Here is a 23,171-nt window from a genome sequence, read left to right on the forward strand (position 1 = left end):
AGGGGCGAGCAATCTGTTGCATGGGGTCACGCGGTTCGGTGCGCACAGATTGGCTCAGGCTGAGGAGGCTCTCTTGTGAAGACAGGTCTTCACCGGGCCTTTGGTGGAGCATCCACGTAATGTAAACCAAAACGCTCGAAAGTCACCGCGCGCAAACGCAAACGCCCCGAACGGGTCGGGGCGTTTGCGGATAACCGAGCGGCGCAGGTTCACGCCATCAGTGGCTTACTTGATGACAGGTGCAGGGCCTTCGGCCACGCCCAGGTCGTCTTCCTGGCGGGTGTCGGAGATACCAGTACCGCCGGACGCCAGTTCGCTTTGCAGCTTGTCGGTGTCCAGTTCCTTGACCCACTTGGCCACAACGAGGGTGGCAACGGCATTACCTACCAGGTTGGTCAGCGCGCGGGCTTCGGACATGAACCGGTCGATACCCAGGATCAGCGCCAGGCCGGCAACTGGCAAGTGGCCGACGGCCGACAGGGTGGCAGCCAGTACGATGAAACCACTGCCCGTCACACCCGCAGCGCCCTTGGAGGAGAGCAGCAGCACCAGCAGCAGGGTGATCTGGTGAGTGATGTCCATGTGCGTGTCGGTCGCCTGGGCGATGAACACGGCGGCCATGGTCAGGTAGATCGAGGTACCGTCAAGGTTGAACGAGTAGCCGGTTGGGATCACCAGGCCGACCACGGATTTCTTCGCGCCCAGACGCTCCATCTTGATCAGCATGCGTGGCAGTGCGGATTCGGAAGACGACGTGCCCAGCACGATCAGCAGCTCTTCACGGATGTAGCGGATCAGCTTGATCACGCTGAAACCGTGGGCGCGGCAGATAGCGCCGAGCACCACCAGCACGAACAGCAGGCAGGTGATGTAGAAGCAGATCATCAACTGGCCCAACTGCACCAGGGAACCCACACCGTAAGCGCCGATGGTGAATGCCATGGCGCCCAGGGCACCGATTGGCGCGAGCTTCATGATCATGTTGATGATGTTGAACATCACGTGGGCGAAGCGATCGATGAAGTCCAGCACCGGCTTGCCGTAGGCACCCAGGCGGTGCAGGGCGAAACCGAAGATCACCGAGAACATCAGCACTTGCAGGATGTCGCCGTTGGCGAAGGCGCCGACGATGGTGTTAGGGATCACATTGAGGATAAAGCCGACGATGCTCTGGTCTTTACCGGCCGTCACGTAGGCGGCGACTTTGGAAGCGTCCAGGGTTGCCACGTCGATGTGCATGCCGGCGCCCGGTTGCACGACGTTGACCACGATCAGGCCGATCAGCAACGCGATGGTGGAAACCACTTCGAAGTACAGCAGCGCATAGCCGCCGGTCTTGCCGACCGATTTCATGCTTTGCATGCCAGCGATGCCGCTGACCACGGTGCAGAAAATGATCGGGGCGATGACCATTTTGATCAGCTTGATAAAGCCGTCACCCAGTGGCTTGAGGGCCACGCCGGTCTGCGGGTAGAAGTGACCAAGCAAAATACCGATAACGATTGCAACGATCACCTGGAAATACAGGGATTTGTAGATTGGCTGACGAGTCGTCATTGCAAAGTTCCTCAATCGTCCCGTGTGGCAAATATCCGCCATTGCCCACGACACTTGAATTGCGAACCCTCCTGCACTGGAGGGATTTGTTGTTTGCGAGACCTGTAGGAACAAGCCTGCGCTGCCATCCTTACTGCAAACGGCGCGCCACTTTACGCTAAACACCCTGAAGGCCTTTAGGCATCAGGCTCGAAGGCTTACCGGGACCTGCTCTGGACACCAACCAGGTGGCGGATTTCCGCCTAGCTGCCCCATCGCGTCCTACAATTTGGCGGATATCCGCCTTGTCGCCTCGACGGGTGATGACTACCATCGCCACTCCCATGGACGAGGCCCTGTCATGCGTGAACGCACCATCGCCAGTCACTTCGCCCGCGCCGCCCTGGAGGGCGCGCGTCGGGGCGGTTACGACTACTCGGGCCTGTTGCAGCAGGCGGGCATCACCCCCGAACTGCTGAGCGAACCCCGTGCGCGTATCGCTCCGGAGCAATTTACCCGGTTGCTGCAAATGCTCTGGCTGGCGCTGGATGACGAATACCTGGGTTTCGCCGACGGGCCAAGCAAGCGCGGCACCTTTGCCATGATGTGCCATGCGCTGATTCATTGCCGCACGCTGGAGAAGGCGCTGGAACGCGGCTTATTGTTTTATAGCCTATTCCCACACGGCCCGCGCTGGCAGCTGACACGGGAAGGCGACATGGCCCGCTTGAGCCTGGACGACTCGCAACTCTGGGACCCGCACCACTTTCTCAGCGAATGCCTGCTGGTAATCTGGCATCGCCTGGGCAGTTGGCTGATCGGCCAGCGCATCCGGTTGCACCAGACCACGTTCAGCTACCCGATGCCGCCACACGCCAATGAATATGACCTGTTGTTCCCCTGCCCCCTGGTATTCGGTGCACCGAACAGCAGCTTGGTGTTCCCCGCCCGCTACTTGAGCCTGCCGCTGTTGCAGGACGAGCGCACCCTCAAGCACTTTCTTGAGCGCTCCCCCGCCGACCTGTTGTCACGCCCGGATGAAGGCGACAGCTTGAGCAGCCAGTTACGCCGCCTGTTGAGCCGCGACCGCACGCCCTGGCCAGACCTGGAAGCCGTTGCCCAGCACTTGCATATCAGCCCACAGACCCTGCGTCGGCATTTGCGCGAAGAAGGCAGCAGTTTTCAGGCACTCAAGGACGAGCTGCGGCGGGACATCGCCATCTACCACTTGGGGCGAGCGGATTTGTCATTACAGGAGATCGCCGAACAACTGGGCTTCTCCGAGCCGTCGGCGTTTCATCGGGCATTCAAGAAGTGGACGGGGCTCACGCCGGGGGCCTATCGGGCGCATGAGAGTTAGAAGAGTGTTGTGGCAGAGGGCCTCATCGGGGGCAAGCCCCCTCCCACATTTAACTGGGTTCACACAGTTTGATTTGTGAATACATTCAAACTGTGGGAGGGGGCTTGCCCCCGATAGCGCCAGCCCAGTCACTACCGATCACACGGCCGGAAAATGAATCCTGAACGCCGCGCCACCCAGCGCCGAATCACCCAGGGTCAGTCGTGCGTGATAGCTTTCAATGATGTCCTTGACCACCGCCAGCCCGATCCCCTGCCCTGGATGCTGACGGTCGAGCCGCTCGCCCCGCTGCAGAATCCGCGCGCGCTGATCCGGTGGCACGCCGGGGCCGTCGTCTTCGATGCACAACTCAATGCCTTCAAGGTTTTCCACCAGGCTGATGCGCACTTCGCTCAGGCATAGGCGATAGGCGTTTTCCAGCAGGTTGCCGAGCATTTCGAGCAGGGCGCCTTTCTCGATGGGCACGTCGCACTCATCGGGCAGCTCGAGGGAGACGGTGACGCGCTTGTCCCGGTAAACCTTATCCAACGTGTCGCACAGGCTTTGCAGCACCGGTTCCAGGCGGACCTGGTGGCGTACCAGGCCGCTCTTGCGCAGGCTGGCGCGCTGCAATTGATAGCCGATCTGCTGGCTCATGCGCTCGATCTGCGATTGCAGCACCCAGGCCTGGCTGCGTTCTTCGGGGCGCTGGGCCATGTCTTCGCTGACCCCCTGCAGTACGGCCAGCGGGGTTTTCAGGCTATGGGCCAGGTCATCCAGAGAGTCGCGATAGCGCGCACGCTGCTCGCGTTCGCTGTGCAGCAAACGGTTGAGGGAACCGGTGAGGCGCAGCAGTTCCCGAGGATGTTCTTCGCTGAGGCTTTCGCGGGTGCCGCCTTCGATCTGGTCCAGTTCCTGGCTCAGCCGCCGCAAGGCCTGCAGGCCCCAGGTCAGGCCAAGCCACAGCAACGTCAGCAACACCAGCAACGCCGCGCCGAACCCCAGGTAGAGATTCTCGCGCAGGCCTTCGAGGGTCAATTGGTACTCGCGCACCGGTTGCAGGGCGACGATGCTGAAGGCCGCACTTTTGCCGCCCAGCAACCGGACCTCGACGTCGTAGACAAAAAATTCCTGGCCGTTGGCCTCGCGAATGCGCGCAAATTCGTTGCCGCGCCCATCGTAACGCGGCTTGTAGTTGATGTTTTCTTCCTGGGTCGCCCGCGAACGCCACACTAGGTGGCCCTCACGGTCGTAGATATAGCCGAGCAGGCGGCTGTCGGTCAGGTTGAAGCGTTCATCGGGCAACTGCGCCGGCATCAGCAGCCGGTTATTTTCCACGCGTGCCGCAGAGATCAAGGTGGTCACATCCGACGCCAGGCGCTGCTCGATGGAATCCTGCAACGCCAGGCTGAACGCCCCTTGCATGGCGGGCAGCAAGCCCAACATGAACAGCACCGCCAGGGTGGCGGCGGCCAGCATCAGGCGCACGCGTAGCGAGCGAATCAACGGCAGCGCTCATTGAACAGGTAGCCCAGGCCCCGCACGGTGTCGATCGGCTTGAACCCGGCCGGCCCTTCCAGCTTGCGGCGCAGGCGACCGACCAGCACTTCGATGACGTTCGGGTCGCGCTCGTCGTCATCGGGATACAGCTGCTCCATCAAGCGGTCCTTGGCCACCACTTGTTGATGATGGCGCATCAGGTACTCGAGGATCCGGTACTCATAGGCGGTCAGCGCCAGCGGCTGCTCATCCAGCGAGGCTTGCTTGCGATTGAGGTCCAGCAGCAGCGGGCCGGCAACGATGGTGGACTGGGTAAAGCCGCTGGAGCGGCGCAGCAAGGCGTTCATCCGCGCCTCCAGCTCTTCGAACTGGAACGGTTTGACCACGTAGTCGTCGGCACCGGCAGCCAGGCCTTCGACTTTGTCCTGCCAGTTGCCACGGGCGGTAAGAATGAGGATCGGAAAGGTCTTGGCCTGGGTGCGCAGTTGCCGGATCAGGTCCAGGCCGCCCATGCCGGGCAGGCCCAGGTCGATGATCGCCAGGTCATGATTGAATTGGCCGGTCTGGTACAGGGCTTCCTCGGCATTGGCCACAGCCTCGACGACGTGGCCGCTGTCGGTCAGGCGGGTAAACAGGTGATGACGCAACAACGCCTCATCTTCCACCACCAGCAATTTCATAAGGCTCTCCAAGGCAATTCAACAGTCCGAGCGAGGGATATCATAGCGGCCCTGCACGTCTTGCGGGCGCAGTTTAATGCCATTGTAGTGGCCCGACTCAAGCGCGTAGCCGGTGCGGTAGCCCGGTTCTGGGGCGCCAGCGCTCAGCGACTGGCCCCATGGGGCGGCCTGAATGCTCACCTCTTCGAAGCTGACACGCTGGATCAGGTTGCTGGATTTCCTGCTCTTCTCGCGGCCAAAGCCGGCAAAGCTGCTATCGCTGGCTTGCACGCCGGCGGTGGCACTGAGCATGGTCAACGCCAACATCAGCTTCTTGATCGCAGTCATGGTCGTTACCTCTTACGCGTTTAGGCTGTGACGTCCAGACTACGCAAGCGCCCCTGAACTCCCCCTGAACAGGCTCTGAACCTGGCCTTGACCGCAACGGGCTATGCACTGGCGCGCCAACTCGGCAAAATGTCGCGCATGATGCCCCTACCCGCCTGTTGTACCCCACTCGATGCCCATTGGCCGCTGCCTGCGCCTTTGCCCGGCACCGTATTCTTGAGCACGCGTTTCGACCCGGCCTTGTTGAACCCCGGGGATTTCCAGCGCAGCGCCGTGCCGCCACCGGCGAGCATCCAGCGCTCGGTGGCCAAGCGCCAGGCCGAATTCCTCGCCGGCCGCCTGTGCGCCCGCGAAGCGCTGCAACGACTGGATAATCTCGATTGCATCCCGGCCATCGGTGACGACCGCGCGCCGATCTGGCCAGGTCATATCAGTGGCTCCATTACCCACAGCACCGGGCACGCCGCAGCAATTGTCGGGCATAAGGCGCAATGGCGCGGGCTGGGGATGGACCTGGAGAACCTGCTGGCGCTGGAACGGGCGGAACGCCTGGCGGGGGAAATTCTCACCGTGGATGAACTGCAGCGCATGGCGGCCCTGCCCCGTGAGCAAATCGCCTTGCTGGTGACACTTACGTTTTCGGCCAAGGAGAGTCTGTTCAAGGCGCTCTACCCGATCGTGCAGAAGCGCTTCTATTTTGAGCATGCCGAGGTGGTGGAATGGTCACTGGCGGGGCAGGTGCGGCTGCGGTTGCTGACGGACCTGTCCAGTGAGTGGTGCCATGGCAAGGAGCTGGTTGGGCAGTTTGCGGTGCAGGGGGAGCAGTTGTTGAGCCTGGTGGCTGTCGGCGCTTGATAAGCCGCCATCGGGGGCAAGCCCCCTCCCACATTTGGAATGCATGGCAATATCAGGGTTTCTCCTGATCCCTGGGCCAGCTCAGACTGAAACACGCGCCGCCCAGGTTGTTGCTCTTGCTGATCAGCGCCCGCCCGCCATGCCAATGGATAATCCGCCGCACAATCGACAGGCCCAGGCCATGCCCGCCCGAGGCGCGGGTGCGGCTGTCATCCAGGCGCAGGAAGGGTGTGAAGATGCGTTCCCAGGCGCTTTCCGGCACGCCGGGGCCATCGTCTTCCACGTCGATACGGCAACGCACCTGCCCTACCTGATAACTGATCAATACCTGGCCCTTGGCGTGGCGCATGGCGTTACTCACCAGGTTCTGCAGCGCGCGATGCAGGTAGCGGGGTTCGGCATCGACCCAGGCATCCTGCCAATGCGCCGATGACAGGCAGGTACCCCGGCTGACGCTGACCTGCGGGCGCAGTGGCGACAATTCGCCGATCACCTGATCGAGCAATGCATCAAGGTCGACGCGCTGGAAGTTCAACGCCGGCGCGCCCTGCTCCAGGCGCGCATAAGTGAGCATTTCATCCACCAGGCCATCGAGGTCCTGGATATCCCCGTCCATGCCCTCCAGGTATTTGCGCCGCGCCTCGGCCGTGGTGGCATCGCCCAGCATCTCCAGGCCGAAGCGCAGGCGCGCTACCGGCGTGCGCAGTTCGTGGGACACCGCACGCACCAGTTCACGCTGAATCGCCAGCAATTGTTGCAGGTGCTCGGCCATGCCATTGAACGCGGCCGCGAGCCGCCCTACCGAATCGGCGCCACGGGCCGGTACGCGAACTTCCAGATTGCCCTTGGCGATCCGCGTGGCCGCCGCCTCCAGCCCCTTGAGCCGGCGCTCGAGCTGACGCACCAACAGGTAGACGATCAAACCGATCAGGGTCAGGCCGATCAGGGCGATCAGGACCAGCCATTGCGCGGGGTACGGGTTCATTTGATACAGCGGGCCGATCTCCAGCACCCACGGCGTGCCGACCATGCCGGCGAACACGCGGATCGAGTCGCCGCCCTTGCCGAGAGCCATCACCGTATCGCCCTCCGCCACGCGACGGCGCTGGTCGTCGTCCATATCGGCCTGGTCGAGGGCCATCAGGTGCATCTCGAAACCAAAACCCTTGGCCTGCTTGAGATCAGCCAAACGTTGCGGCTGCTCGGCCACCGGGAACCGCACCAGTTCGTCGGCCAGCAGGTAGATCGTGGCGCGGGCCAATTGCTCGCTGATTTGCTGCACCTCGCCGGTGAGCACCAATTGCTCCGGTTCGCTGACCAGGCGCACTACGCGCGCGGCATGGGGCCCGGTCTGTTCCACCAGGACCTGGCCACGTTGCAGGCGCTTGCGCTGGCTCAGGTCCAGCTGTGCGTCGGTGAAGGTGCGCAACTGCAGCGGGATGCCCAGCAATCGTTCCCACACCGCCAATGCACGCTGGCGCTCGAGGGCGCTCATGGGCTGCAGGTTGTCGCCCATCAGCGCAAAGGTGCCGTGCGCCAGGCGCTCGCGGTATTGGTCGCTGCGCACATCGTTGAGCAAGTGCAGCGCCAGTACGCCCAGCAGCGCGACCAGGATCAGCGCGGCGCACATGCCGCCGTAGATGCGCAGGAAGATCGAGTTCACAGGGGCATATCGGCGGCGGCTTCAGGCACGAACAGGTAGCCTTTGCTGCGGATGGTCTTGATCAGGCGCGGGTGGATCGGGTCATCGCCGATCTTCGGGCGAATACGTGAGATGCGCACATCAATCGAGCGATCCTGGCCGTCGTAGCCAACGCCACGCAGGGCAATGAAGATTTCTTCGCGCGAGAGGATGCGCCCGGCATTCGCCACCAACAGCCACAGCAGGTCGAACTCGGCACTGGTCAGTTCGATACCTTTTTGGTGCAACCAGGCCTCGCGCAAGGCGTTGTCCACCACCAGCGGGCCGAATTGCAGGCGGCGCTGGTTTTCCACCACAACCGGTAACGCCGGCTCGCTGCGCCGCAGCAGGGCCTGGATGCGTGCCAGCAACAAGCGCGGGCGCACGGGTTTGCACACGTAGTCGTCGGCGCCCAGGTCCAGGCCGAGCACCTGGTCCATCTCATCGGTACGCGCCGTCAGCATCAGGATCACGCCCTCATAGCGCTCGCGCACCTTGCGGCAGATGCTCAGGCCGTCTTCGCCCGGCAGCATCAGGTCGAGGATCACCAGGTCCGGTTGTTCGGCGATGATGCGCGCCGCGGCCTGGGCGCCGTCGTTCTCCACCGACACCCGCAGGCCGTTGCTCTCCAGGTATTCGCGGGTCAGCTCGGCCAGCCGCTCATCGTCCTCGACAATCAATATCTGCCAGGGTTCTTGCTCCACGCGGTGTCCTCATTGTTATAAAAAATGCTGATGGTCGACACGGTCGAGGCATACCCTGGTTGTCATGTATTGAGGGCATAACGAGGGTCGATTGTAGCCACGGGCCAACCCCTGAACACAAGCCTGGAAATCCATTCGGTCATGGCGTTTTTTTGTGATAGGGTTCGCGCCCTCAAAAATCCAACCGACAGTTTTTGTCTGGAAATATTCGGTGACAGGCGGCGTAATCCAGCAGTACTGCGGCCTACACGGGCGTTCCATGATTCATACACATTTTACCCACAGCGTTATCCACAGGTAGTGCGTTGCTAAGCCCCCAAAAACGCATTATCTTGTACCTCGGCTCTTCCAGAGACCCTACATGTAGGGTTTTGGAAATAAGCGCCCAACCACATAAGCAGCTCGAAATTCAAGCGTTTTATTGCTGGCACAGCGTGGAACCAACCGATTATCAGTAGACCAAACCGCTCACGCGGATGGCAGCTGTTTTTCATCCAAGTCATGGAAAACGGTACGGGTGTTGCAGGAAAGCCTGACACTCGCAATCAAATATAGAACGTGGAGACAACCCCCATGCAAACCGACACAACTCGCGAGAACCCGCAGGGCTCCGTGCCGCAGGCCGCTGATTCGAATATGGATCTGGCCGCCACTGCACCTGGCCAATTGCGCGTGATCAAGCGTAACGGCACTGTCGTTCCTTACACCGATGACAAAATCACCGTCGCCATCACCAAAGCGTTTCTTGCAGTTGAAGGCGGCACCGCTGCCGCCTCGTCGCGCATCCACGACACGGTTGCACGCCTGACCGAACAAGTGACCGCGACCTTCAAGCGTCGCATGCCATCGGGCGGCACTATCCACATCGAAGAAATCCAGGACCAGGTCGAACTGGCCCTGATGCGTGCCGGCGAGCAGAAAGTTGCCCGTGACTACGTGATCTACCGTGATTCCCGGGCCAAGGAACGTGCCGTGCACGCGCCGGCCGCCGAATCCGTCCAGGCGCATCCTTCGATCCGCATCACCCTGGCCGATGGCAGCTTTGCGCCGCTGGACCTGGGCCGCCTCAACACCATCATCACCGAAGCCTGCGAAGGCCTGGAAGAAGTCGATGGTGACCTGATCCAGCGCGAAACCCTGAAGAACCTGTACGACGGCGTGGCCCTGACCGACGTCAACACCGCCCTGGTGATGACTGCCCGTACCCTGGTCGAGCGTGAACCGAACTACTCGTTCGTCACCGCGCGCCTGCTGATGGACACCCTGCGCGCCGAAGGCCTGGGTTTCCTGGGCGTGGCCGACAGCGCCACCCACCACGAGATGGCTGACCTGTACGCCAAGGCGCTGCCCGCCTACATCGCCAAGGGTATCGAATTCGAATTGCTGAACCCGATCCTGGCCACCTTCGACCTGGAAAAACTCGGCAAGGCGATCAACCACGAGCGCGACCAGCAGTTCACCTACCTGGGCCTGCAAACCCTGTACGACCGTTACTTCATCCACAAGGACGGGATCCGTTTCGAACTGCCGCAAGTGTTCTTCATGCGCGTGGCCATGGGCCTGGCGATCGAAGAGAAGCACAAAGAAGACCGTGCGATCGAGTTCTACAACCTGTTGTCGTCCTTCGACTACATGTCGTCCACGCCGACCCTGTTCAACGCCGGTACCCTGCGTCCACAGCTGTCGAGCTGCTACCTGACCACCGTGCCGGATGACCTGTCGGGCATCTACCACGCGATCCACGACAACGCCATGCTGTCCAAATTCGCCGGTGGCCTGGGTAACGACTGGACGCCGGTTCGTGCACTGGGTTCGTACATCAAGGGCACCAATGGTAAATCCCAGGGCGTCGTGCCGTTCCTCAAAGTGGTGAACGATACCGCCGTAGCCGTAAACCAGGGCGGCAAGCGCAAAGGCGCTGTGTGTGCCTACCTGGAAACCTGGCACATGGACATTGAAGAGTTCATCGAGCTGCGCAAGAACACCGGTGATGATCGTCGTCGTACCCACGACATGAACACCGCCAACTGGATCCCTGACCTGTTCATGAAGCGTGTCTTCGATGACGGCAAGTGGACCCTGTTCTCGCCATCCGAAGTGCCGGACCTGCACGACCTGACCGGCAAGGCCTTCGAAGAGCGCTATGAGTACTACGAAGCCCTCACCGAGTACCCAGGCAAGGTCAAGCTGTTCAAGACCATCCAGGCCAAAGACCTGTGGCGCAAAATGCTGTCCATGCTGTTCGAAACCGGCCACCCATGGCTGACCTTCAAAGACCCGTGCAACCTGCGCAGCCCGCAGCAGCACGTCGGCGTGGTCCACAGCTCGAACCTGTGCACCGAGATCACCTTGAACACCAACAAGGACGAGATCGCCGTCTGCAACCTGGGCTCGATCAACTTGCCGAACCACATCGTCAACGGCAAGCTGGACACCGTAAAGCTGGAACGCACCGTCAACACCGCCGTACGCATGCTCGATAACGTGATCGACATCAACTACTACTCGGTGCCACAGGCGCAGAACTCCAACTTCAAGCACCGTCCAGTGGGCCTCGGCATCATGGGTTTCCAGGACGCCTTGTACCTGCAGCACATTCCTTACGGTTCGGATGCTGCCGTCGAGTTCGCCGACAAGTCCATGGAAGCGGTCAGCTACTACGCAATCCAGGCTTCCTGCGACCTGGCCGACGAGCGCGGCGCCTACGAGACGTTCCAGGGTTCGCTGTGGTCCAAGGGCATCTTGCCGCTGGATTCGCAACAGATCCTGATCGAGCAACGTGGCCAGAAGTACATCGATGTTGACCTGGAAGAATCCCTGGACTGGGCGCCGGTACGTGCCCGTGTGCAGAAAGGTATTCGTAACTCCAACATCATGGCCATCGCACCGACCGCGACCATCGCCAACATCACTGGCGTTTCGCAGTCGATCGAACCGACCTACCAGAACCTGTATGTGAAATCGAACCTGTCGGGCGAATTCACCGTGATCAACCCGTACCTGGTCCGCGACCTGAAAGCCCGCGGCCTGTGGGACTCGGTGATGATCAACGACCTGAAGTACTACGACGGTTCGGTGCAGCAGATCGAGCGCATCCCGCAAGAACTCAAAGAGCTCTACGCCACTGCGTTCGAAGTGGACACCAAGTGGATCGTTGACGCCGCCAGCCGTCGTCAGAAGTGGATCGACCAGGCGCAGTCCCTGAACCTCTACATTGCCGGTGCTTCGGGCAAGAAGCTCGACGTGACCTACCGCATGGCTTGGTACCGTGGCCTGAAAACCACCTACTACCTCCGTGCCCTGGCCGCAACCAGCACCGAGAAGTCGACCATCAACACCGGTAAGCTCAACGCTGTTTCCAGCGGCAACCACGGTGACGATTCGGTACTCGCTGCGCCAGCCGGCCCGGCACCAGTGCCGAAGGCTTGTGCGATCGATGAGCCGGATTGTGAGGCTTGCCAATAAGCTGAGGCATTTCCAGGTTTAACTATCTGAAATAGCCAGCCCTCTGTAAGCCCAGGATTTCAACCGGGTTGACAGGGGGCTTTTGTTTGCAAGAAATCTCATTTCTTACTTACGCATATCCCCGCTTGAAGCCCCAGGCAATCAAATTGGGATCAGTGCGTGTATTGCCGAATTTCGTACCCCACCGATCCTCACTACCGCCCATTACCGCCACCGAATGTGTCGAGTTGTCCAAGGTACCGGGCCTGCCACTGGCCAATTGAGAAGGACTGACTCTCTCTACCAAATTTTTATAGCCCAACCGATCAAAAGTCTCCTTAGCCCACTCCCCATTATTGATGCTATTAATGGCCTCGCTGAAACTTGTCCCGGAAATCCCATCGTTATGCTGCTTCATTGCCTGAACATTGTTCACGGCCAACATAAGATTCATAAACCCAAGCAACTTGGGGTCCTGTCCCTGTAGTTGAGCTTTTGCTGCTGACTCACGGTACTGCGCTTGCGTAACTTGGACATGATTGCCGTCTTTGAGCGTTACGTCATAATTGCCCGCCGAATCCCGCTTAACGTCTTTAAACACACCCGCCGGCCCATGCTGCGCAATCATGGCCTTACAAGCCGAGATAGCCCCGCAATTGCCTGTTTGTCCCTGATAGGCACCGGAAAAGAGATTTTTCGGCATTTCGCCAGGTTTGTAGCTACCCGGCTCGAAATTGGTTTGATAAGTTCCCGCCGTGACCGGCAGGTTCCCCACCTTCTCCCCTAACCCTAAGCCCCCACGGTCGATCCCCCCGCCCTCATAGCGACCGCTTCCACCACTGCCACCACCCGAACCACCGACACCTCCTCCTCCCCCGCCGCTTGTCTGCGATTCAGCATCAGTAGATACGTCATCTGCAAACAGCTCAGGAAACAGTGCCCTCATAAACTCAAGCCAACTGTTAGGCGCGTCTTTCTTTAGCTGCTCAATAATCTCCTTGAACTTGTCCTCCCCCAACCTTTTGCGCAAATCATTCAGCTTGTCACGCAAGTCTTGAACAGTTTGATTCTTGGAGGTTTTCTGAGCCTCCTCCAGTTCCTCGAGAAGTTTTAAAACTGCATCCCTATCTGTAGTTGTGCTGTCTTGGGTTTCCTCAGTACGCGGTGCACCCGTTCCACCATGCCAATACACCTGATCCCTGTTACCCGATATCAACGCGTCCCACATAGCTTTCGACCTTTACAATCCTATGGCTCAATGGGTGGAGCAAAAGGTGTAGGCAGTTCCAGCAAAACGGATTTCTTTGAGCAGGCAGCCTTTCAAAAAAATCAATGCAAAAAAAAACCCCTCGGCCGAGGGGTTTTTCTTCTGGGATCAGACCAACAGCATCACGTCATCTGAATGATGGTCTGCATGATGGTGCTCTGGGTGGAAATGGTCTTGGCGTTCGCCTGGTAGTTGCTCTGGGCCTTGATCAGGTCCACCAGTTCGTTGGTCAGGTTGACGTTGGAGTTCTCCAGGGAATTGGCCACGATCGAACCCAGTGTGCCGGCTTGCGGAGTGTCGTACCCAGGCTGGCCCGAAGCGAAGGTCTCTTTCCAGGTGGTGCTGCCGCCGGGTTGCAGGCCTTGTTCGTTATTGAAGCTGGCCAGCGAAATCTGGCCGATGGCCTTGCTCTGCTGATTGCTGAAGGTGGCGAACATTACGCCGTTGCCGTCGATCTTCAGGCCGGTGATCTGGCCGGTGGCATAGCCATCGGTGACCGGAGGGTTACGGTAGGTGGCCGAATTGTATTGGGTAATGTTGGCCATGTTGACGGCAATCCCGCCCGGGTTGGCGTTCGCGCCGTTAGCCTTCCACACACCATTAGTCACTGTGCCCGGCACCCAGCCCGCAACGGTGAGCGTCTTATCGGACACACCACCGGTTACCACGCTGGTGAGTTTGCCCGCGCCATCGAAGGTCAATGTCGACGCCACAGGCGGGGTCGACGGGGTGCCCGTCGGTGCCGAACCATCAGGATTGCGACCGTCGATCAGGGTATAGGCATTCCACTTGTTGCCGTCGGTTTTCACCAGGTACTGCACCATTGGGTGCGCGTTGCCCTGGGAGTCGTACAAAGTGGTGCTGTATTGAGTGGTGAAGGTATCGGTCTTGGTCGGGTCGAACGGCTTGGCCGTTTGGTCGATCACCGGCTCCGAGGAATTCAGGTTACTGGTGGAGTCCACCTTGGTGGACGCCTTGGGCGGCAGGTTAGTCAGGTTCAGTTGCAGGTCGGTGAGCCCGCCCTTGATGATCTTGCCGTCATCATCCGCCGCGTAACCCTGCAGGCGCGAGGTACCCGTGTTGTTGGTGATGAAGCCGTCTTTGTCGGCACGGAAGGCACCGCTGCGGGTGTACTCCAGCGAACCGTCGCTGCCCTTCTGTACGAAGAAGCCACCGCCCTGAATCGCCATGTCCAGGATACCGCCGCTGCCGTTAACGTCACCCTGGGTGAATTGCTGGGAGACCGCCGCCAGGTTCACACCATTGCCGATGCTGTTCTGGCCGGTGCCCAGTTTGGACGCTGCGTAGATATCCGCGAACTCTGCACGAGACGACTTGAAGCCCGTGGTCGCGACGTTGGCGATGTTGTTGCCGGTCACGTCCAGTTGTTTGTTGGCCGCATAGAGGCCGCTAAGGCCGATATTAAAAGACATGTTTCTCTCCCTCTGCCGTATTTAGCCGGCTCTATGTACCGATAGTCTGAATTTGCGACAGCTTGACGCTGCCCATGCCGCCTGCCAGGTTCAGCAGCATCTCGCCGCCGGTCTTGCTCAGCGTCACGCTGGTGACGGTTGCCGGCAGCGAAGTGGCCAGGGCAACCGCGTCGCCCTTGTCATTCTTGGTGGAGGCCGCGAAGGTGTAAGTACCAGCCGGGGCCACCTCACCCGCTTCGTTCTTGCCATCCCAGATAAAGTCCGAAGTCCCTGCGCTCTGGGCGCCCAGATCGAGGGTGCGCACCACGTTGCCGTCTTTATCGGTGATCTTGACCGAGACGTTGCCCGTCGCCGCTGTCACCGCCACCGAACCGGTCATGCTCTTGCTGGTATCGACCAGCGCCTTGTCGGTCTGGGTGATGATCGAACGTCCGACCAGCGACGAAGCCTGCAGCGCCTGGGATGAGCTGAAGTTGCTCGAGATGTTATTCACCGAGTCATTCAGGGTGTTGATGCCTTCCAGGCTGCTGAACTGCGCCAGCTGGGCCACGAACGCACCGTTATCCTGTGGCGACAAGGGGTTCTGGTTTTTCAGCTGGGTCACCAGCAGTTGCAGGAATGCATCCTTGCCGAGGGCCTGGTCGCCGGTGGCGGCCTTGGAAACATTCGCTACATTGTTTGAAGCATCCTTGACCTTGGAATTGAAGAGGTCCTGGACTGCCGTATTGTTCGACGTATCAACGATGGCCATTATTTGGCGCCCCTTATCACTGACCCAGGGTCAGGACCTTCTGCATCATGGTTTTGGCGGTGTTCATCATTTCCGCGTTGGTCTGGAACGAGCGACTGGCGGAAATCATGTCGGCCATTTCCTCGACCACGTTGACGTTGGGGTAATAGACATAACCCTTTTCGTTCGCCGCCGGATGGTTGGGCTCGTAACGCGCTTCGAGGTTGCTCTGGTCTTCGACCACACCCAGTACCTGCACGCCTTGGCCGGCGGCATCCTGGTTCTGGAACAGCGAATCACTGCCGCCGCTCTGGCCACCCTGGAACATGGTGGCGAATACCGGATGCCGGGCACGGTAAGTCTGGTCGATGCTCGAAGACACGGTCTCGGCGTTGGCGATGTTACTGGCGACGGTGTTCAAACGCGTGGTCTGCGCGCTCATGCCACTGCCTGCAATATTGAAAACACTGGACAGGGACATGGCTTATTCTCCACGCAGGGCTGACATCAGCCCTTTGAATTTGCTGTTGAGCAGGGTAAAGCTGGCCTGGAAATTCACCGAGTTTTCGGCGTAGTTCGATTGTTCCAGCTGGGCATCGACGGTGTTCTGGTCGATCGACGGCTGCATTGGCGTGCGATACAGCAGCGACTCGTCACCACTGCTCAGGCCTTGCGCTTCGATATGACGGCTGTTGGTCATGTTCAAGGCGAAGGTGCCGTTCTTGGTCTTGTCCTGCTGCGCGGCGAGCACGGCGGAGAAGTCCAGATCCCGAGCCTTGTAGTTCGGGGTATCGGCGTTGGCAATGTTGTTGGCCAGGACTTCAGCACGCTGGGCGCGGAAGCCCAGGGCTTGTTCGTGGATACCGAGCGCTTTATCGAAGCTGATGCTCATGGCGGAAACCTTTAGGCTGACCTGCTATTCGTTAACAGGGCTATAGCAAGGTGCATGCCAATCTGCGGGGCGCCCGTATATCAAGGGCTGGCGGGGAGGTTGCCGGCGGCAATGCCAGAAAAGCGGCAAGTACTTTCCGCGTGGCGCCAGTAAAGCGGCAATACGATTTGCCGCTTCCGGTCGGATGGTGGCAAAACAAATGTGGGAGGGGGCTTGCTCCCGATGGCGGTGTGTCATGTCATGAATAGCTGACTGACCCACCGCTATCGGGAGCAAGCCCCCTCCCACATTTTTACCGCGTACTTTGTTATTTGGCCTGGTAGATGATTCCCGGGCTGCATTGCACCATCTGGTAGTGATCCGGCAATCCGTTCAAGGCTTCCGAAGCGCCGAGGAACAGATACCCGCCACGCTTGAGCGTGCCATGGATGCGCAACAGGATGTCTTTCTTCACTTCGGCCGAGAAATAAATCAGCACGTTGCGGCAGAACACCATGTCGAACTTGCCCAGGCTGGCGTAGCTGTCGAGCAGGTTGAACGAGCGGAACTCCACGCGATTCTTGATCGGCGCCTTGATCGCCCAGCGTCCTGCCCCTTTCGGATCAAAGTAGCGCTGCAGACGCTCCGGGGACAAACCCCGGCCCAGGGCCAGGCTGTCGTATTCACCCGTCTTGCAGTTGGTGAGCATGGTGCCGGACAAGTCGGTCGCGACGATTTGCGCGCCGGCCTTCAACTGTCCCATGTTGGTCCGTTCGAACTCGTCGATGGACATCGAGATCGAATACGGTTCCTGTCCGGAAGAGCACGCCGCCGACCAGATACGCAGGCGCTGGCCCGGGCTGGCCTTGATGGCCGCCGGCAGCACTTTGTTCTTGAGCACCTCAAACGGGTAGGTATCGCGAAACCATAGGGTTTCGTTAGTGGTCATGGCATCGACCACCATCTCCTTGAGCCCGCTGCGCGGCTGCCCCTGGATCCGCTGGACCAACTCACCCAGGGACTTGATGCCCTGCTGTTCCATCAGTTTGTTGAGACGGCTGGATACCAGGTATTGCTTGTTTTCACCGAGCAATATGCCACAGGCTTTTTCCAGGAAGACCCGGAACTGTTCGAAATCCAAATTACCCGTAGACAATGATACCGCCTCTTAAATCGTGTGACCGCCAGGGGAAATCCCCCTAGCCGTGATCTGCTGCCTTGATCCGGGCGACTACCCGGGATGCGAGGTCATCAGGCCGGAATTTAGCCAGGAAGTCATCTGCCCCGACCTTCTTGACCATTGCCTGATTGAATACCCCCGACAACGAAGTATGCAGGATGATATGTAATTTTTGCATGCGTGGATCGTTGCGTATTTCAGCTGTAAGGGTATAGCCGTCCATTTCCGGCATTTCAATGTCGGAGATCATCATCAGGAATTCTTCTTCCGGCTTCTTGCCCTCATCGACCAACTTGCGCAGGTAATCCAAGGCTTGGCGCCCGTCATTGAGGGCCACCACGTCGACGCCGACGGTTTGCAGGCAACGCGTGACCTGCTTGCGGGCGACAGAGGAGTCGTCCACGGTCAACACGCGCAGGGATACCGCCTTGTGCGCTGTCTCGGCATCCACCACACCGACCGAGATGGTCTCCGACGTGGGCGCCACTTCGGCGAGGATTTTCTCCACGTCGATGATTTCCACCAACTGGTTATCAACCCGCGTCACGGCCGTCAGGTAATGATCGCGCCCGGTGCCCTTGGGTGGCGGATGGATCTCTTCCCAGTTCATATTGACGATACGTTCTACCGAGCGCACCAGGAACCCCTGGGTCTTGGTGTTGTATTCGGTAATGATGACGAACGGGCTCTGACGGTCCTGCAAACCAGCGGAGCCGGTGGCCATTGCCAAATCAAGAATCGGAATGGTCGCGCCACGGATATTGGCTACGCCGCATACCACCGGACTGGATTTAGGCATGATCGTCAGCTTGGGACACTGCAACACTTCCCGCACTTTGAACACGTTAATGCCGTACAGCTGCTTGCCGTCCAGGCGAAATAGCAACAACTCCAGGCGATTCTGCCCTACCAGCTGTGTGCGCTGGTTTACTGAATCCATTACTCCTGCCATGCCCAGACTCCTAAATCCCAGAGGTACGATGCGTACCCAACACTAAACGGCACGAGCTTTGCAATTTGCTTGGCTATGGATATTAAAATGACAGTTTCCCGACGTCCAAGCCGCCCAAAGTACCGCAGACTGCTCTGCGCCGCGATGGCGCTGCTTGTCTGGGGCGTGGGCGTTACGGCTCGTGCCGACAACGTCACCCTGCCTGATCTACTTATCGGCGTCACCCAGGGCTTTCTTGAATTCACTGTAGAAGATTATCTGGCAACCACCCAGACACCGGGGCGCTATGAAATCCAGGTCAACCCTTTGGACCCGCGCCTGCGCCTGCCAATGTGCGACAAGGAATTGACAGCCACCCTGGAAAGTCCCGCCCAGCCCATCGGTCGGGTAACCGTTAAAGTCCGCTGTGAGAGCGCCTCCCCCTGGACGGTGTTTGTGCCGGCCCAGGTCAAATTGTTCCGCGACGTGGTCGTGGTGGCGCGCCCTTTGAAGCGCACCGGCATTATTGGCTATGACGATGTTGTGCTGCGTGAGCGGGATATCAGCCTGATCAATCAGGGTTACTTGACCTCCCTGGACCAGGCTGTCGGGCAGCGACTCACCCGACCAATGGTCACCGATCAGGTGATCACGCTGGTGCATCTGGAGCAGGCGGAAGTGATTCGCAAGGGTGACCAAGTGGTGATTTCCGCCAGCAGCGGCGGGTTGAACGTAAGAATGCCGGGGGAAGCGCTATCCAATGGCGGTATGAGCGAACAGATCCGGGTCAAGAACCTCAACTCCAATCGTGTGATCAAGGCGCGGGTGACGGCCCCCGGCCAAGTCGAGGTGGCGCTATAGATGACTGGAATCAATTGCCCGCTTTTCCTACACTGTGGGTTGGATGCCGCGCCGTACAGGTTTATTGTCACTAAAGCCTAAAGTTTGTTTGGGTATGGCCGAAAACATGGCAAGCGTCCACTACCCAGAGGTTTTTTTATCATGGTCATTGATTTCAATCGTTTGAACAGCACTCAGCCCTTACCAGGCAACACGCGCACCAACGGTACCAAGGACAGCGTAGAAGCCAAGTCCCAGCCCTTGCCCGCCAAGGCAGAGCAAGCAAGCGCGAGCCAGAGTGGGGAATCGGTACACCTGAGCAATGAGGCTCAACAGTTGCAGAAGGTCACTGACTCGCTGCGCGATCAACCGATTGTCAATAAAGCCCGTGTGGCCGAGTTGAAACAGGCAATCGCCGATGGCACTTATGCGGTCGACAGCAACCGTGTAGCCAGCAAGCTGCTTAACTTCGAAGCCGAGCGCTAGGCAAAGGCCTGCGCTGGGCTTCTGGACGCTTAAAACCCAAGGCCAGCCATGCACCACGACGAACATTTGCTTCAACTGATCATTGATGATCTGGCGCCGACGCAGCAATTGCTCGAGCTGCTCAAAGAGGAATCCCTGGCCCTGTATGGCCGGGATATGCCTTTGCTCGAAGAAATACTGGCGCGCAAACAGTCGCTGATTGTGCTGCTCGAACAGCACGGCAAGAAGCGCAGCGAGATCCTCGCCAGCCTGGGCCTGCCCGCCGATCACGACGGCCTGGCACAGCTGGCGAGTCATTCTTCGGTCGGCGATCAATTGCTGGCGCAAAGCAAAGAACTCAATCAGTTGCTCGCCCAGTGCCAGGAAGCCAATCTGCTCAACGGCCAGTCGATCCAGCTTCAGCAAGCCACCACCGCCAACCAGTTACGCATCCTTCACGGCGGCGAGCCACCGGCCCTGTATAACGCCCAAGGTTCCACTTCACGCCTGGTCAAGCCAAGCACCCGCAGCCAAGCCTGACGCCGGTTTATAGCGCGAGCTATCCAAGGTGCGCTACATACTGGCAAAATGCCCGTTCTTGCGTGTAGTCGTATTTTGCCTGGAGATGGAACAACTGTGTTCAACGCCCTTAATGCGGAAGATGCACCGCAGCCACCGAAGGTCCTCACCACGCCTCTGGAAATCGCCAGCACTTTGCGAATGCTCCAGGAAAGCCATGATCCATTGATCATCACTTTCCACGAGCGCAGCCAACGCTTCCAAAGCTATCTGGTGGATATCGATCGGGATAACAAGACGCTGGCACTGGACGAAATGATCCCGCGCGATGGTGAACGTTACCTGGAAAATGGCGAGCCCTTCCGCATCGAGGGTTTTCATGATGGCGTGCGGGTCGCCTGGGAAAGTAACGGCACGCTGAGTGTCAGCGAAAAAGACGGCCACCGCATTTACACTGGCGGCCTGCCCGGCGAGGTGGTCTACCATCAACGTCGTAACGCGTTTCGCGCTGCATTGAAACTGGCCCAATTGGTGAGCATCGAACTGGGCGGCGAGAAGCTCAAGGCACCTTTCAATGGCAAGCTGCTGGATATCTCGGCCACCGGATGCAAATTGCGCTTTGAAGGCGACATTTCCGAGCGCTTGCAGCTGGGCCAAGTCTATGACCGCTTTGTCGTCGCGCTGCCGTTCGGCAACATGACCACCGCTGTCGAGCTGCGTTACCTGCATTTCGAAGACAAGATCAATACCACCTTCGCGGGTGTGCGCTTCCATAACATGAGCGGCCTGGTGCAGCGCCAAGTGGAGCGTTTTGTGTATCAACTGCAGCGCGAAGCTCGACGCTTCGACAAGGATGACGATTTTTAAGCCTTGGACGCAGCTGTAAAAAAACGGGCAGATCCTGATGGGATCTGCCCGTTTTTTCGTTCAGGGGCGTGCCCTGCTCAAATCATGGGGATGATCGTCCGGGTCCGTTGATTCCGGTGGCGTCTGCGCAACCGGCTCGCCCACCGTGGGTTCGGGCTCTGGCTCAGGAACAGTGGCCTGCATCTGCTCCTGTACCACCTGCTCATCTACCCGTGGGTCAAGGGCGGCCACCAACGGCGAACTGGACATGCTGTCAGGCATCGCCACGTGATGCAGCGGCGCATCGTCTACCTGGTGCAGGTTAGTCACCGCCTTCGGCCGAATACGCCATACCAGGATCAACGCACACAAACTGAAGAAGGCGTACAGCATCTGGCTGCCGAACAGCTTCATCAGCACGCCCGCCAGAAGCGGCCCGATACTGGCCCCAATGCCGTAAGTCACCAGCAACATAGCGGTCAGCGACACCCTGCGATCACCTTCCACATGATCGTTGGAAAACGCCACTGCCAACGGGTAAAGACAAAACTGCACGAGTGAACATAGGAAGCCCGCCACGAACAGCATTTCCAGAGGGACCTGGGTCATGATCGCTAAGGGCAGCGCGGCTACCGCCAAGCACAAGGCAAAGCAGCGAATCAGCAGTGCGCGGTCATAGCGGTCCGACAACCAGCCCAGCGGCCACTGCACGAGCAGTCCCGCGAAAATGCAGGAGCCCATGAACAAACCGACCTGTTCGGTCGTCAACCCCTGCTGGGAGGCATAGAGCGGTGCCAAGCCGTAGAACGAGCCGACGATCAGCCCTGCGCCCAGCACTGTGCTGAGCGACTGGGGCACACGCTTGATAAAGAAACGCGGCTCCATCGGCGCCGGGTGCAACGGCGCCGGGTGAATGCGGCGGGTCATGGCCACCGGCACCAGACAGAGGGCGAAGCACAGCGCCACCAGCATCAGCAGTTCAAGACCCAGGTGGGGATGCATGACCAGGATCAGCTGGCCCAGCACCAGACCGAGATAGGAGGCGATCATGTAGCCGCTGAACACTACGCCGCGCTGCTTGGCATCGGCCTGCTCGTTGAGCCAGCTTTCGATGACCATGTACTGGCACATCATTCCCAGGCCCACGATCACCCGCAGCACGATCCAGGCTGGTAGCCAATCGATCAAGCCATGACCCAGCACAGCCGCACCGACGATACCGGCGCAGGTAGCGTAAGCGCGTATATGCCCGACACGCGCAATCAAACGGTGCCCGATCTTGCCGCCCAGCACCAGGCCAAAGTAGTTGGCCGCCATCAGCGCACCGACCCACAGGCTATCGACGTTATCCGCCGCCAAACGCAAGGCCAGATAAGTACTGAGCAGGCCGGAGCCGATCAGCATCATCAGGGAAGCGAAATAGAGGGCTCGAAAAGATTTCCAGATTTGGCGCATCGGCGTTCCGAGCGGCTCCTTGCAGTGAGGGGACAGGGCTATCGGCATGATAGTCCGCAGTGGTCGGGTCCGGACAGGCGGCATGAGCAGTTTCCGGGATTATTTTGCTTAACCGTTCAGACGCTGTTTGCGTGTCTGCGAGGTACATGAAGTGGAGATAAATATACAACGCACCATCTGTGAACCTTGATCATAGCCAAGGTTCGACTGGTCTTTGGGTATCTGCCATAAAAGGCCAGAATAGAGCTTTCTATAGGATATAGAGCCTTACCGGTACATTCGCATTGGCGTCGGCGATCTCGCGAGCAGGCTTGCGTTTGCAAGAGGTGTGAGGGTTTCGACCGCCCAAAACAAAACCCCATCTGCTTTCGCAAATGGGGTTTCGGAATTTAATCTTGACGATGACCTACTCTCACATGGGGAAACCCCACACTACCATCGGCGATGCATCGTTTCACTACTGAGTTCGGGATGGGATCAGGTGGTTCCAATGCTCTATGGTCGTCAAGAAATTCGGGTACTGAGTCGTGGCCAGATGGCCTCGCTTCAGCAAATTAGGTATGGGATA

The 23,171-nt window shown here is 59.2% G+C and carries 21 protein-coding genes and 1 rRNA gene; 7 read left to right on the forward strand and 15 right to left on the reverse strand.

From position 1 onward, the window contains the following. Positions 1-225: 225 nt before the first annotated feature. Positions 226-1,557: a dicarboxylate/amino acid:cation symporter gene (locus C4J92_RS19875; protein WP_124364023.1), complete on the reverse strand. Its 1,332-nt coding sequence runs from the start codon at positions 1,555-1,557 to the stop codon at positions 226-228. Positions 1,558-1,897: 340 nt separating this feature from the next. Between C4J92_RS19875 and C4J92_RS19880 the strand changes: the two genes are divergently transcribed. Further along, entirely contained in the window at positions 1,898-2,896 is a 999-nt protein-coding gene (locus tag C4J92_RS19880) for an AraC family transcriptional regulator (protein ID WP_124405029.1), read from the forward strand. A gap of 138 nt (positions 2,897-3,034) precedes the next feature. Here the strand turns inward: C4J92_RS19880 and C4J92_RS19885 are convergent, their stop codons facing one another. Genes C4J92_RS19885 through C4J92_RS19895 form a run of 3 tightly spaced genes read right to left on the reverse strand, consistent with a single transcriptional unit; the run spans position 3,035 to position 5,382 of the window. Continuing rightward, complete coding sequence (locus C4J92_RS19885) at positions 3,035-4,381, reverse strand: ATP-binding protein (RefSeq protein WP_124368038.1); 1,347 nt, start codon at positions 4,379-4,381, stop codon at positions 3,035-3,037. Continuing rightward, complete coding sequence (locus C4J92_RS19890) at positions 4,378-5,055, reverse strand: response regulator (RefSeq protein WP_010208358.1); 678 nt, start codon at positions 5,053-5,055, stop codon at positions 4,378-4,380. Before C4J92_RS19890 ends, C4J92_RS19885 begins: the two co-directional genes overlap by 4 nt. An 18-nt stretch (positions 5,056-5,073) precedes the next feature. After that, positions 5,074-5,382, reverse strand: coding sequence for a hypothetical protein (locus C4J92_RS19895; RefSeq protein WP_124405030.1), 309 nt, complete (start codon positions 5,380-5,382; stop codon positions 5,074-5,076). Between the two features lie 138 nt (positions 5,383-5,520). Between C4J92_RS19895 and C4J92_RS19900 the strand changes: the two genes are divergently transcribed. After that, a complete protein-coding gene (locus tag C4J92_RS19900; RefSeq protein WP_124405835.1) occupies positions 5,521-6,237 on the forward strand; it encodes a 4'-phosphopantetheinyl transferase in 717 nt (238 codons plus the stop codon). 52 nt (positions 6,238-6,289) lie between these two features. On the opposite strand, the gene C4J92_RS19905 is transcribed toward C4J92_RS19900, so the two are convergent. Together C4J92_RS19905 and C4J92_RS19910 are read right to left on the reverse strand one after the other, a co-directional pair. Further along, entirely contained in the window at positions 6,290-7,900 is a 1,611-nt protein-coding gene (locus tag C4J92_RS19905; protein WP_124405031.1) for an ATP-binding protein, read from the reverse strand. Next, the gene (locus tag C4J92_RS19910; protein WP_124405032.1) at positions 7,897-8,622 is read right to left on the reverse strand and encodes a response regulator; all 726 of its coding nucleotides are present in this window, start codon (positions 8,620-8,622) and stop codon (positions 7,897-7,899) included. The genes C4J92_RS19905 and C4J92_RS19910 overlap by 4 nt, the downstream gene beginning before the upstream one ends. A gap of 573 nt (positions 8,623-9,195) precedes the next feature. Between C4J92_RS19910 and C4J92_RS19915 the strand changes: the two genes are divergently transcribed. Next, the gene (locus C4J92_RS19915) at positions 9,196-12,087 is read left to right on the forward strand and encodes a ribonucleoside-diphosphate reductase subunit alpha (RefSeq protein ID WP_124405033.1); all 2,892 of its coding nucleotides are present in this window, start codon (positions 9,196-9,198) and stop codon (positions 12,085-12,087) included. Between the two features lie 109 nt (positions 12,088-12,196). Here the strand turns inward: C4J92_RS19915 and C4J92_RS27015 are convergent, their stop codons facing one another. From C4J92_RS27015 to C4J92_RS19955, 7 genes are all read right to left on the reverse strand, one after another. Further along, entirely contained in the window at positions 12,197-13,294 is a 1,098-nt protein-coding gene (locus tag C4J92_RS27015; protein ID WP_164487546.1) for a hypothetical protein, read from the reverse strand. A 161-nt stretch (positions 13,295-13,455) separates the two neighbouring features. Then, complete coding sequence (flgE, locus tag C4J92_RS19930; protein WP_124364032.1) at positions 13,456-14,766, reverse strand: flagellar hook protein FlgE; 1,311 nt, start codon at positions 14,764-14,766, stop codon at positions 13,456-13,458. A 31-nt stretch (positions 14,767-14,797) separates the two neighbouring features. After that, the gene (gene flgD, locus C4J92_RS19935; RefSeq protein ID WP_124368045.1) at positions 14,798-15,517 is read right to left on the reverse strand and encodes a flagellar hook assembly protein FlgD; all 720 of its coding nucleotides are present in this window, start codon (positions 15,515-15,517) and stop codon (positions 14,798-14,800) included. 16 nt (positions 15,518-15,533) lie between these two features. Further along, on the reverse strand, positions 15,534-15,977 hold the full coding sequence (flgC, locus tag C4J92_RS19940; protein ID WP_024076985.1) for a flagellar basal body rod protein FlgC: 444 nt from the start codon (positions 15,975-15,977) through the stop codon (positions 15,534-15,536). Between the two features lie 3 nt (positions 15,978-15,980). Then, on the reverse strand, positions 15,981-16,388 hold the full coding sequence (flgB, locus tag C4J92_RS19945) for a flagellar basal body rod protein FlgB (RefSeq protein ID WP_057726450.1): 408 nt from the start codon (positions 16,386-16,388) through the stop codon (positions 15,981-15,983). A 307-nt stretch (positions 16,389-16,695) separates the two neighbouring features. Next, on the reverse strand, positions 16,696-17,523 hold the full coding sequence (cheR, locus tag C4J92_RS19950) for a protein-glutamate O-methyltransferase CheR (protein ID WP_124364034.1): 828 nt from the start codon (positions 17,521-17,523) through the stop codon (positions 16,696-16,698). A gap of 43 nt (positions 17,524-17,566) precedes the next feature. Beyond that, complete coding sequence (locus C4J92_RS19955; RefSeq protein WP_124405035.1) at positions 17,567-18,499, reverse strand: chemotaxis protein CheV; 933 nt, start codon at positions 18,497-18,499, stop codon at positions 17,567-17,569. A 75-nt stretch (positions 18,500-18,574) separates the two neighbouring features. Here C4J92_RS19955 and flgA point away from each other — a divergent pair, with 75 nt between their 5' ends. From flgA to C4J92_RS19975, 4 genes are all read left to right on the forward strand, one after another. Beyond that, on the forward strand, positions 18,575-19,339 hold the full coding sequence (flgA, locus tag C4J92_RS19960; RefSeq protein WP_124405036.1) for a flagellar basal body P-ring formation chaperone FlgA: 765 nt from the start codon (positions 18,575-18,577) through the stop codon (positions 19,337-19,339). A gap of 141 nt (positions 19,340-19,480) precedes the next feature. Continuing rightward, complete coding sequence (flgM, locus tag C4J92_RS19965) at positions 19,481-19,804, forward strand: flagellar biosynthesis anti-sigma factor FlgM (protein ID WP_124405037.1); 324 nt, start codon at positions 19,481-19,483, stop codon at positions 19,802-19,804. A 48-nt stretch (positions 19,805-19,852) separates the two neighbouring features. Next, positions 19,853-20,323 (forward strand): flagella synthesis protein FlgN, encoded by a 471-nt coding sequence (locus tag C4J92_RS19970; RefSeq protein ID WP_124405038.1) that lies wholly within the window; start codon positions 19,853-19,855, stop codon positions 20,321-20,323. A 96-nt stretch (positions 20,324-20,419) separates the two neighbouring features. Beyond that, positions 20,420-21,169, forward strand: a complete 750-nt coding sequence (locus tag C4J92_RS19975; protein WP_124405039.1) for a flagellar brake protein — start codon at positions 20,420-20,422, stop codon at positions 21,167-21,169. A gap of 60 nt (positions 21,170-21,229) precedes the next feature. Here C4J92_RS19975 and C4J92_RS19980 read toward each other — a convergent pair whose 3' ends face one another. Continuing rightward, positions 21,230-22,603: an MFS transporter gene (locus C4J92_RS19980; protein ID WP_124405040.1), complete on the reverse strand. Its 1,374-nt coding sequence runs from the start codon at positions 22,601-22,603 to the stop codon at positions 21,230-21,232. Between the two features lie 393 nt (positions 22,604-22,996). After that, positions 22,997-23,112: ribosomal RNA gene (gene rrf, locus C4J92_RS19985) — 5S ribosomal RNA — on the reverse strand. Between the last annotated feature and the right edge of the window lie 59 nt (positions 23,113-23,171).

Origin of the sequence: Pseudomonas sp. R3-18-08, from assembly GCF_003852065.1 — a bacterium.
Classification (GTDB): domain Bacteria; phylum Pseudomonadota; class Gammaproteobacteria; order Pseudomonadales; family Pseudomonadaceae; genus Aquipseudomonas.

What these genes read in the sequence shown, in the direction of transcription:
- C4J92_RS19970 (WP_124405038.1), top strand. Translation starts at nt 19,853, where the DNA reads ATGCACCACGACGAACATTTGCTTCAACTGATCATTGATGATCTGGCG.
- C4J92_RS19875 (WP_124364023.1), bottom strand. Translation starts at nt 1,557, where the DNA reads ATGACGACTCGTCAGCCAATCTACAAATCCCTGTATTTCCAGGTGATC.
- C4J92_RS19895 (WP_124405030.1), bottom strand. Translation starts at nt 5,382, where the DNA reads ATGACTGCGATCAAGAAGCTGATGTTGGCGTTGACCATGCTCAGTGCC.
- flgC (WP_024076985.1), bottom strand. Translation starts at nt 15,977, where the DNA reads ATGTCCCTGTCCAGTGTTTTCAATATTGCAGGCAGTGGCATGAGCGCG.
- flgD (WP_124368045.1), bottom strand. Translation starts at nt 15,517, where the DNA reads ATGGCCATCGTTGATACGTCGAACAATACGGCAGTCCAGGACCTCTTC.
- C4J92_RS19955 (WP_124405035.1), bottom strand. Translation starts at nt 18,499, where the DNA reads ATGGCAGGAGTAATGGATTCAGTAAACCAGCGCACACAGCTGGTAGGG.
- C4J92_RS19915 (WP_124405033.1), top strand. Translation starts at nt 9,196, where the DNA reads ATGCAAACCGACACAACTCGCGAGAACCCGCAGGGCTCCGTGCCGCAG.
- flgM (WP_124405037.1), top strand. Translation starts at nt 19,481, where the DNA reads ATGGTCATTGATTTCAATCGTTTGAACAGCACTCAGCCCTTACCAGGC.
- C4J92_RS19890 (WP_010208358.1), bottom strand. Translation starts at nt 5,055, where the DNA reads ATGAAATTGCTGGTGGTGGAAGATGAGGCGTTGTTGCGTCATCACCTG.
- flgB (WP_057726450.1), bottom strand. Translation starts at nt 16,388, where the DNA reads ATGAGCATCAGCTTCGATAAAGCGCTCGGTATCCACGAACAAGCCCTG.
- C4J92_RS19880 (WP_124405029.1), top strand. Translation starts at nt 1,898, where the DNA reads ATGCGTGAACGCACCATCGCCAGTCACTTCGCCCGCGCCGCCCTGGAG.
- flgE (WP_124364032.1), bottom strand. Translation starts at nt 14,766, where the DNA reads ATGTCTTTTAATATCGGCCTTAGCGGCCTCTATGCGGCCAACAAACAA.
- C4J92_RS27015 (WP_164487546.1), bottom strand. Translation starts at nt 13,294, where the DNA reads ATGTGGGACGCGTTGATATCGGGTAACAGGGATCAGGTGTATTGGCAT.
- C4J92_RS19980 (WP_124405040.1), bottom strand. Translation starts at nt 22,603, where the DNA reads ATGCGCCAAATCTGGAAATCTTTTCGAGCCCTCTATTTCGCTTCCCTG.
- C4J92_RS19900 (WP_124405835.1), top strand. Translation starts at nt 5,521, where the DNA reads ATGATGCCCCTACCCGCCTGTTGTACCCCACTCGATGCCCATTGGCCG.
- flgA (WP_124405036.1), top strand. Translation starts at nt 18,575, where the DNA reads ATGGATATTAAAATGACAGTTTCCCGACGTCCAAGCCGCCCAAAGTAC.